Source organism: Aquimonas sp., from assembly GCF_044377145.1.
Lineage (GTDB): Bacteria > Pseudomonadota > Gammaproteobacteria > Xanthomonadales > Xanthomonadaceae > Aquimonas.
In genome coordinates this window covers 58739-68440 of the sequence record NZ_JBILJQ010000019.1, presented here as the reverse complement: position 1 = coordinate 68440, position 9702 = coordinate 58739, and the positions used below count along the sequence as shown (strand labels likewise).

3 protein-coding genes and 1 pseudogene are annotated in these 9702 nt (G+C 66.7%); 1 reads left to right on the top strand and 3 read right to left on the bottom strand.

Annotated features, from left to right (window positions below; all coding sequences use genetic code 11):
• The 3 genes and pseudogenes from ACIQ7H_RS08285 to ACIQ7H_RS08275 all read right to left on the bottom strand — a co-directional run.
• Positions 1 to 828: pseudogene (locus tag ACIQ7H_RS08285) on the bottom strand (aconitate hydratase B); the annotation flags it as partial.
• A gap of 330 nt (positions 829 to 1158) precedes the next feature.
• Positions 1159 to 7260, bottom strand: a complete 6102-nt coding sequence (locus ACIQ7H_RS08280) for an alpha-2-macroglobulin family protein (RefSeq protein ID WP_395790280.1) — start codon at positions 7258 to 7260, stop codon at positions 1159 to 1161.
• Between the two features lie 185 nt (positions 7261 to 7445).
• Positions 7446 to 8042, bottom strand: coding sequence for a YdbL family protein (locus tag ACIQ7H_RS08275; RefSeq protein WP_395790278.1), 597 nt, complete (start codon positions 8040 to 8042; stop codon positions 7446 to 7448).
• An 810-nt stretch (positions 8043 to 8852) separates the two neighbouring features.
• On the opposite strand from ACIQ7H_RS08275, the gene ACIQ7H_RS08270 reads away from it, so the two are divergent.
• Positions 8853 to 9482 (top strand): hypothetical protein, encoded by a 630-nt coding sequence (locus ACIQ7H_RS08270; RefSeq protein ID WP_395790276.1) that lies wholly within the window; start codon positions 8853 to 8855, stop codon positions 9480 to 9482.
• Positions 9483 to 9702 lie beyond the last annotated feature (220 nt).

Here is a 9702-nt window from a genome sequence, read left to right as displayed (position 1 = left end):
GAGGCACACACCGCCGAAGCGCTTGTTGGGGATATAGGGGATGTCCTCACCGGTGAACCACAGCACCGAGTTGGTGGCGGACTTGCGCGACGAGCCGGTGCCGACCACATCACCGACGTAGGCGACCAGATGGCCCTTGGCTTTCAGGTCGAGGATGGCCTGGATCGGACCGCGCTTGCCGTCTTCCTCGGGCACGAAGGCCGCACCTTCGCGCTTGTTCTTCAGCATCGCCAATGCGTGCAGCGGGATGTCCGGCCGGGTGGTGGCATCGGGTGCTGGCGACAGGTCGTCGGTATTGGTTTCGCCCGGCACCTTGAACACGGTGACGGTCAGGCTGGCGGGCACTTCCGGGCGCGAGGTGAACCACTCGGCCGCGGCCCAGCTCTTGATCACCGCCTGCGCGTTGGCATTGCCGGCCTTGGACTTTTCTTCGATGTCGTGGAAGGCATCGAAGATCAGCAGGGTGTTCTTCAGCGCCTCGGCGGCGACCGCACCGACCACGGCATCATCCAGCAGCTCGATCAGCGGATGCACGTTGTAGCCGCCGAGCATGGTGCCCAGCAGCTCGGTGGCGCGGGCGCGGCTGATCAGCGGATTGGTTTCAGTGCCGTGCGCGATCGCGGCCAGATAGCTGGCCTTGACCTTGGCGGCATCATCCACCCCGGCCGGCACGCGATGGCTGAGCAGCTCCAGCAGGAACGCCTCTTCGCCCGCAGGCGGTGCCTTCAGCAGCTCGATGACGTCGGCAGTCTGGGCAGGCGTCAGCGGCAGCGGCGGGATACCGAGCGCAGCGCGCTCAGTGACATGTTGGCGATAGGCTTGGAGCATTGGGGAAGGTCCTTCAGGCATGGGACACCGGGCGCATCGCACTCGCCGGTCGCGGATCGACCGGGGACAGCGCACGGTAAGGCGTGAAGGCGAAGATGGGGCTCCACACACGGCGGAACAAGCCGGCCTACACGCCGGCGGATTTTCGCGCGAGCGGGGTGGTGGGGGCAATACAACTTTGGCCCTTTGGGCCGGGAATGGGGAATCGGGAATCGCCGAGCAATCGGCGGCCCGGATTGCTCCGCACTCGGCGCGTAGCTCAGGCGAAGCCGGCGGACTCCAGCCAAGCGCGAACCTGCTGCTGACGAATCCCGAATCCCGATTCCCGGCTTAAAGACTCTCAACCACCACTCGATCCGTCCCACTGCGCCCGAAGGTCTCCGGCTGATACATCTCCTCGGCGCGCGTCGGCGGCACCACGAACTCGCCCGGCGTGGTGGCACGGGCGACATAGCTGTAGCGGTGCACGCCCTCCCATAGCAGCGAGGTGAAGGCTTCGACGCGCTCGTCGCGCAGGTTCTGGTGCTCGTACCAGCTGCGCTGCCAGCGGCTGTGCGGCGCCTCTTGCGCAGGATCGCCCTGCACCGATTCGCTGACGGCTAGGGCCGGGTTGATGGCTTCCAGCCCGGCCGGCAGCGGGTCGATCAGGGCCACGTGGTAGCGGCGGGCGGTCGCCACCATGTCGATCTCAACCCGCACCTTGGCCCCTGCGCGGATATGCCAGCTGCCGTCGGCGTCCTGACGCACGTCGGCGGGGTCGTCGACGCCGACATAGCGACGCTGCACGGTGAAACCGTGGTCGGCGGGCGCAAGGCTCAGGTTCTGCGGCACGTAGTCGAGGCCGATCCGGTAGTACAGCCGTCCCGGTCCTTCCTTCTGCAGCAGCAGCGCACGCTCAGAGCCGATTTCCGCCAGTTCCGCCATCGGGATGCCCAGCTCGAAGCGCTCGCCGCTGCGGCCGCGGAAGGCGTGCTCGCCAGCGAAACCCTGATCCAGCCAGACCCGCGCGACGAATTCGGGGCTGACGCCTTCGCGCAGGCGGAAATAGCGATCGACCGCGAGCAGCACGAAGGCGTTCTCCTGGGTGTTGCCCCAACGCCCCTGCACGCGATGGGCGAGCAGGCCGCGCACCAGCTTCTCGATCAGATCGTGCTGCGGGCGCAGCTCCATCAGGGCATCGAGCATCACGCCGTCGGCGCGCCGGTCCGAATGCAGCAGCACATGCGCGCCCTGCTCGGTGCGGGCGGTAACGAAATGCGCATTGCCGGCGGTCTCGGCCACTTGCTGTTCAACGTGACGCAGCAGGGCCTCGACCTCGCTGGTCGCGCCGCCCTTGGCAAGGCTGGGCAACAGCCAGCCAATGGTTTCGATCGACAGGCGATCAAAGTCCTGCACCTCGGCCAGCAGTGCGCGCGCCTCGGCCGGGTCGACATCACCCAACCGACGCCGCACATCCAGCGCATAGGCGCGCAGGCTGCGGCGGCTTTCAGGGTCGTACCAGTCCGGCAGCATCCGCTCGATGTCGCGCAGATAGCCCAGCGCATCCTCGCGTGTGTGTTCCGGCACCGCTCGGCCCTTGTCAGCGGCACGGGCCAGCGCATGCGCCACATGGATGCTCAGATAGGGCCAGCTGCGCTGGTCGCGCTGCCAGAAACTCCAGCCGCCATCGTAGTTCTGCAGCTGCTCCAGCCGCTCCAGATCGCGCTTGACGGCCGCGTCAAGCTCGGCCGGAGCCGGCAGATCGCGGTTGCCGAAGGCCTGCAGAACATCGGCCAGCGCCGTCACGCCCAGCACTCGGCTGGCGAGTTGCTCGTTGCATTCGAACGGGTACTCAGCCAGGTACAGCACTGCATCGGTCAGCGCCTGCAGTTCGGTCGAAGCCAGGCTGATCTTCAGACCGCCGTACTGGGGCAGCGCATCGGCCGGCGCACGCACCGGCTGCACCGCCAGGCTCTGCGCGTCCAGCGAGCCGTAGGTGGAGAAGGCTTCGCGGGTGGCGGGCGTCCACACTGGGAGATCGAATCTCTGAGCATCGGAGTCGTCGCCCGACCGCACGACCGCTTGGAAGCGCGCGCGGCCAGCGGACTGGGCAGCGATGGGTATGCGCACTTCGACCCGGCCCTGCGCCGGCACGCTGAGCACACGGCCGGCGGACTGCGCGCCGCCCGCTGTGGAAGATGCGAGGTGATCGGACTCGCTCCGTCCCGAGTCGGGCTGGGCCGACTCAGGCAGCCCCGCATTGAGCGCGCGCAGGCCCAGCTCGACCAGCATCGGCCGATCGGTCTGGTTCTGCACCAGCAGCGGCAGCTCGGCGCGGTCACCGAAGTTCAGAAACCGCGGCGGACTGGGCCGCAGCATCAGCGGCTGACGCGCGGTGATGCTCGCCTCGGCCGCACCGAAGGCACGCGCACCGGCCACCGCGACCACCATCACCCGATAGCGGGTCAGCGAGTCCGGCAGGCGCAGTTCGACTTCAGCGCGGCCTTGCGCGTCCGTGCGCACCTCGGGTGCGAACAGCGCGAGCGCACTGAAATCGCCGCGCAGCGCGATGGCGGGTGATTGGGGCGCGGACTCCGCCGGTGCCGGTGGTGGTGATGGTGGTGCCGCTGCCGCCATTGGCACGGCGCGCATTGCCATGCGCCTTTCCATCCGGTCGCCGCCGATGCGTGAGCCTGTCACCACGACCCGATCCAGCAGCGTCCCCTCCTCGCTGAAGCCATAGCCCGGAGCTTCAGGCGACTTGGGCTTGGCGCGAAGCAGTACCTGCGGGTGCTGGAACACCGCGCTGGACCGACTGGGCCAGGCCGCGTAGAAGGCCGCCAGCGGATCCGGCAGGGCGTAGCCGGACAGCGCCAACACCGACTCGTCCACTACCACCACCGCCAACTCAGCATCCGCGACCGGCTGATCATTGGCGTCGCGCACGTCCAGCGCGATGCGAGTCTGGCCGCCCGGCGCCAACACAGTGTCGCGCGGCGTGGCCGACACTTTCAGCGTGCGCGCCAGCGGCGGCACCTCGATCTGCAGGCTGGCCGAGGCCGCCGCTGGGCGCGTGCCTGCCGGAGTGCCGTCGGCCTCCACACGCTGCGCCTGCCCGACCACCGCCACCTGCAGCTCGAAGCCCGGCACCATCGATTCTTCGATCGGGATGCTGAGCGTGGCGCTGCCGCCTTCCAGTGCGAACCGGCGCTGCTCCAGCACGCCGCCGCGAACCAGACTCAGCAGGCCCTCGGCGGGTGCGAACGGCGCCTGCACGTACACCTGCAGGGTGTCGCCGGGCAGCGGATGCTGCTGATCCGGCACCAGCAGCACGCTCTGCAGCTCGACGCTCTGCGCGGGTGGGCCTTCGCCGCCGGCGACCCAGATCCGCAGCTCCGAACCATTGGCGCGTCCCTGTGCGTCCTGCACCGTCGCCTCGACTCGATAGGCGCCCGGCAGCCTCGGTGTCCAGCGGCAGTTGAACGACGTGCCGCTGCCGCGCTGCGGCGAACACGTCTGCGCCGCTTCGGCCACCTCGCGCCATTCGCGCCCCTGCTGTTTCCAGACCAGACGCGACAGCGTGAGCTGTGGCGTCGCCTTCGCGAGCTCGGCGCCTTCGATGTCGACCACCAGCGCCTCGACCTCGACCGCCTCGCCTGGCTGCACGAAGCTGCGGCGGGACTTCAGTCCGACGTAATGCGCCGACGGATGCACCAGCAGTTCGGCCTTCGCCGACCAGGCCTGGCGGTTCAGATCGGTCACCGTCGCCTGCGCCGACAGCAGGCTCGGCCGCGGCGGATCGACGCTGAGGAACTCGGCCTGCAGCTGATGTCGACCCAGGGCATCGGTGCGCGCACTCAAGCTGCGCATGTTCGGGGTCGCGCCGTCGCTGCGCGGCGACCACCACGGCGCGAACTCGCCGAAGCTCCAGTCGGAGCGATTCGGCGGCACGTAGCGGGTAGCAGTTGCACTCAGCTGCCACTCCACCGGCGCCGCGCTGAGTCCGCCGCCGGTGTAGTAGGCGGCACTCACTTCGAACAGCGCGCGCCCGCCGATCAGGTGTGGGCCCGGCTCGACGGCGGCAGAGACTTCGTATTCGGGCCGGCGGAACTCCTGGATCTGGAAGCGGTGCTCATAGCTGTGGCTGGCAACGTCGGTCACACCTTCCACCTCCAGGCTGAGGTGAGCATGGCCGAGGTTCGGTGTCGCCGGCAGATCGATCGCGAGATCAAAACCGCCCAGTGCCGACAGCGAAGCCTGCCCATTGCCGATCTCGACACCGCGGCTGTCGGCGAGCTTCCAGCGCAGGGGATTGGCGGAAGGCGCCAGCGCCTGCAGATCACCATGCGGGTCGGCCTGCAGCCGGCGCAGCCAGCCCTTGATGCGCACCTGCTCCCCCGGCCGATACATGCCGCGGTCGTCGAACACGTGCCAACGCAGAGTGTCGGCGACAGGGCTGGCCTGCCAGGTCGATGGATCCCAGACATACGCTGAGCGCGGCAGGATCGCCCGGTCCGCGCCGAATGTCGCCAGCACGAGTTGCGCCTCGCAGTTCGCCAGCATAGGCAGACGCGCCAAACCATCCGCCGAGGTGCGCGCCACCGTGCTTCCTGCAGCGGTGGCACCACCTGTCAAGGCGATTTCGACATCAGCCGCTGCGCGTCCGGTCTGCAGCTCGCTGGCCCAGACCGTCAGCTGGCGATCATCGTGGACCGCCACCAGGCCCAACCGTGTCGACTGCACCCACACCACGACCTGCTGCCAGCGTTCGCGCTGATCCGACTGCGCCGGGCGCACGCGCAGCAGCAGATGCCCGAGGCCCTGGTCGAGGTAGCGCTCAAGCGCGATCAACGTCTCCGTCAAGCCGCCGGCCTTACCCGGCCACACCTTGCCGCTGTGCAGGCGGCGGCCCGGCAGCGGACGCGGTCGGTCCTGCGACTGCGCCTCGCGCAGCCAGGTCTGGTACTCGCCCCACTGCGAGGGCTCGACCCGGTGAATCTCGACCTCGAGACTTTCCAGCCCGCGGCTGTAGACGCTGACTGCGGGGGCTGCCGCAGGATCCAGCGTCACCAGCATCTGATCAGGCCCGGTCAACATCGGCTCGGCGTCGCCGGTCTGCAGCTCAAGTGGCGCAGTCGGCCCCAGTCGTTGGCCGAAGCGGTCCTGCAGAGCTTCAGGCAGCAGGATGCGATAGCGAGTTCGGCTGGCGAACAGTCCACGCAGCTGCAGATGGCGCTCGTTGAGATCGACCTGCAAATCCTCGACCGCGGGCTCCACCACGATCGAGCTCGCATTGAAGGACGCGGCATCGAGCGGATTGTTCAGCTCCACCATCCACGGATTCTCGGGGTCGCAGTCGCGGCGTTTGCCGGAGTCCCAGCCGCAGCGCCATTCGGCTACCGCCAGCGGCTGATAGGTTTCGAAAGACCAGCCTTGCGTGCCCGTCGTTGTTCTCGGGCCTTCCAGCGAGGCAAGGTTGGCCGAGACTTCGGCTCTGAATGCGCTCGCCTTTGGCAAAGGCTCGACCGGTCGCAGCGCCAGCCATCGACCGTCCACCAGCTCGGCGCGCTGAGCCTCGAACTCGGGCAGCTTCTGCGCCTCCTCCAGGCTTACCCGCTGCAGCGGATGCAGGCTGCGCTGCGGCCCGATCAAGCGCGTCTGGCTCAGCACGGCCTGCAGGTCGACCGCCTGATCGAACTGCATCAGCAGCAGCGGCTGCAAGGGTTGCGGCACATCCTGTGGAAACATGAATTGCAGCTTCGGCGCGGGCGTCGCGAACACGAAGCGGTGCTCCTGCGCCAGCGCGCCGCCCACCGCCGAACGCGTGCCCGCGGGCACACTCACCTGATAGCGAGTCGCCATCGGGAAACGCCCGTCGGTGGGCTCGAACACCAGTGTGCGGCTGCCGAGCCAGCGCCATGCGCCAGCGGGTTGGGGCTCAAGCAGGGCCGGCACCTGCGCGGCCGCCTCCGCCTGGCTGGACACCGCCACCATCGGCTGGCTGAAGGTGATCGACAGCTGTGGCATCAGACCGACTTCGCCTTCCGGCGCGTGCCGCAGCACACGCAGCTCCGCCTCGGCAGCGGGCTCAGGTGCTTCGATGACGGCCGTCGGCGGCCAGGGCGCCGCCTCGCTCGCGCCGCTGCGCGGTGGCGGTGCCGAGTCATCGCGCAGTGCCGAGGTTTGGCGATCCTGCGAGTCGGCCTCGAAGGCCGGCAAACGCGCCAGCAGTGCGCGCAATGCCTCGGCTGATAGAGGTACGGTCGCAGCAGCCGGCACCAATTCCGTCACCGGCTCAACGGCTGCACCTTCGCTGATGCTGAAACGCAGACCTGCCGCGACCTCGGCGGGTGGCGCCACCCGTTCGATCCGATCGTAGTGCTGCGCAGTCGCTTGCGCGGAAAGCAGGGACAACGCCAGCAGCATCCAGCCCGTCGAGCGTATTGATCGCATCGGTCTTCCCCTACAAGAACGGCGCCGCAGCGCTCCCCGACGCGGCTACCCAGGCCAGCTTCTACGCAGCGCCGTCGCGAACAGGGTTAACGATCTGACCGACACGCCGAACGCAGCGCGGCGGATACCGCCGCGCCGCGCCGCGCGCGAATCCCAAATCCCGAATCTCGAATCCCCGATCCGGCCTACTTCTGCTGCCACTCACCGCCCGCGTTCTGATACCACCAGCCCGCACGCGCGCTGGCGATCCACTGGCGCGCAAAGGTCTCGCGGATCTGCACTTCCCAGTCGGGCTGGCCGTTGGCGACGGCGATCTCGCGGTACACCGCACTGCGGTCGCGGTTGTCATCGGCGACTGCCTGGTTGACCGCCGCGCGATCGCGCAGCGCCACCTTGGACGCATCGCGCACGGCGACGGTGCCATCGCGATTCAGGCCGAGTGCACCGGAATCGAAGTGCGGCTCCAGGCTGGACTGGAAGCGCTCGGCCATGCGGCTCTGGATCGCCTGGATCGCCGGCGTGCGGATATTGATGTCGGCGCTTTGCGCATGCGCTTTCGGCAGCACGAAGTCGAGCACGGCGCCGCCCAGTGCGGCCATGCCGCCGGCAGGTTCGACCGGCTTGGCCGCGCCATCGGGCGACGGCGCATCGCCGATCACTTTCTCAACAAACTCGCGCGCGGCTTCCTGGGCTTCGGCAGCCGGAAAGTAGACATTGATCGTGACGCAGGCCGACAGGGTCAGCAGGGCCGCAGCAGCGGCGATCTTCAGCGGATTCAGCATGACGAACTCCCGGCGTACAAAGTGCCGCGAGCATAACCGCTGGCTGCGGAAGTTCAGCGCAGCGCGCCAACCCGCGTTCAGTCAATCCGGCACTCGGGGCTTGCGGCCATCACGCAGGCGGGGACGTTGGGTTTCGCGGTGCTCAACCCGAGCTACCGGCACCTTGCAGGTCGATGGACCCGGGTCGCCACGCGCTCTTCGGCGCGCAGAAGCCGGGATCCGACAAGCCGCCACCGGGCTTGTTCAACCACCGGATAAGATCGCGGCTGCGCGCGATCTATCCTTTAACTTTGGGCGGCAACTATCTTGACTTCCACCGGGCTACGTGTACGTTGGCGGGACTTGCACATCGAAAGCCAACCGCTGAAGGGCCGCCGAAGCCTGCGCTCTGAACCGCTCACTGAGGTTCGACGCTAATCAGGTGCGGTTGCATTCCAGGTTGGAGAGCTAGTGTGCGCCGCAGTGACTTTCGCTTCTGAGACAAGGTGCTGCCTCCTTCTCGGCCCCCGACTTCGCCGTCACCTTCTGCTCGGTGAACGTGTGCATAATGGGCGGCCGGAAACGGTAGGCAGGATTTCTGCATTCGATCAAATGAATGGATGATTTCTCATGATCCGAGGATATGCGCGTCGGTCCGCCTACTTCGCGCTCTGCTTTCTCGTTGTTGGGCTGGCAGTGGCTTGGCTTGCTGCAGAGCTACGAAGCGACAAAGGCTTAGTTACTGCTACGGGCGGCGTAGGAGGGGCTGAGTTAGGAGGCACGTTGGCTGGGTCAGATAAGGGTCAGACGGCCCTCCCCTCTAGTGCGCCTGTGGAAAGTGGGGATTCCGAAAAAATACTGTCGCAGAAAAGGGCCGTTGCACCGATTCCTCCGGAACTGCCCCGCTTCGATGGTGGCTGGGGCGCAGAAACCCCAGAGGACTCAGCATGGCTTGAGAGGAACGGCTTCCCGGACACGGCAACGCTTGAGCAGCTTACATTAGCTACCGAAGAGCAGCTTCGATACATGGCTGCGCAGGGAAGCCGCCATGCACAGCGCATGGCGGACTATAAAGCATTGAGAAGAACTGAGGGGGATCCCTCTTTTGAAGAGGCGTTGTTCAACGCCGCTGCAGGCGGCGACGTGTTCGCTCTACAGCTGCTCGCGTGGCACCACCTCCAAACGCCCGGCGCCGAGTCCCGAGTAATCGGGCTCGCGTACAATCGTGTTTTGGGGCTTCGCGGCTATCATCCTGCTGTTGTGGCGAGTCACATCTACATGCACCGGCTGCCTCGGGATCACTGGGTTGCAGTAGATATTTATGCGCTGGTCATCTTGAACAGGCTGCAGGAGATGCGAATGCAGCGAGTGGGTGTTCCGTTTCCGGTTAGCCCCAGACCGGGTCTTGATCAACTTTTTTCTGCGGCGCAAAGTGCGTTAAGGGAGAGTGGAAATGACTAAGTTTGAGCTTCTGGCAGGGTTGGGTTTACTGATTTCAGGCTCAGTTATTGCGTGTACGGTAATCGATGGTGTGGCGTTCCAAGCTCAAGTGACTGCGGATAGCCTTTCTGAAGCGGGAAGCCAGTTGCAGTCGCAGCTTGGCTCGTAATATGGGCGTGATCACGACGTGCAAGGGTACGTATTGTTGCGCTCAAGTTTCATGGGTTTGTCACATGTGACC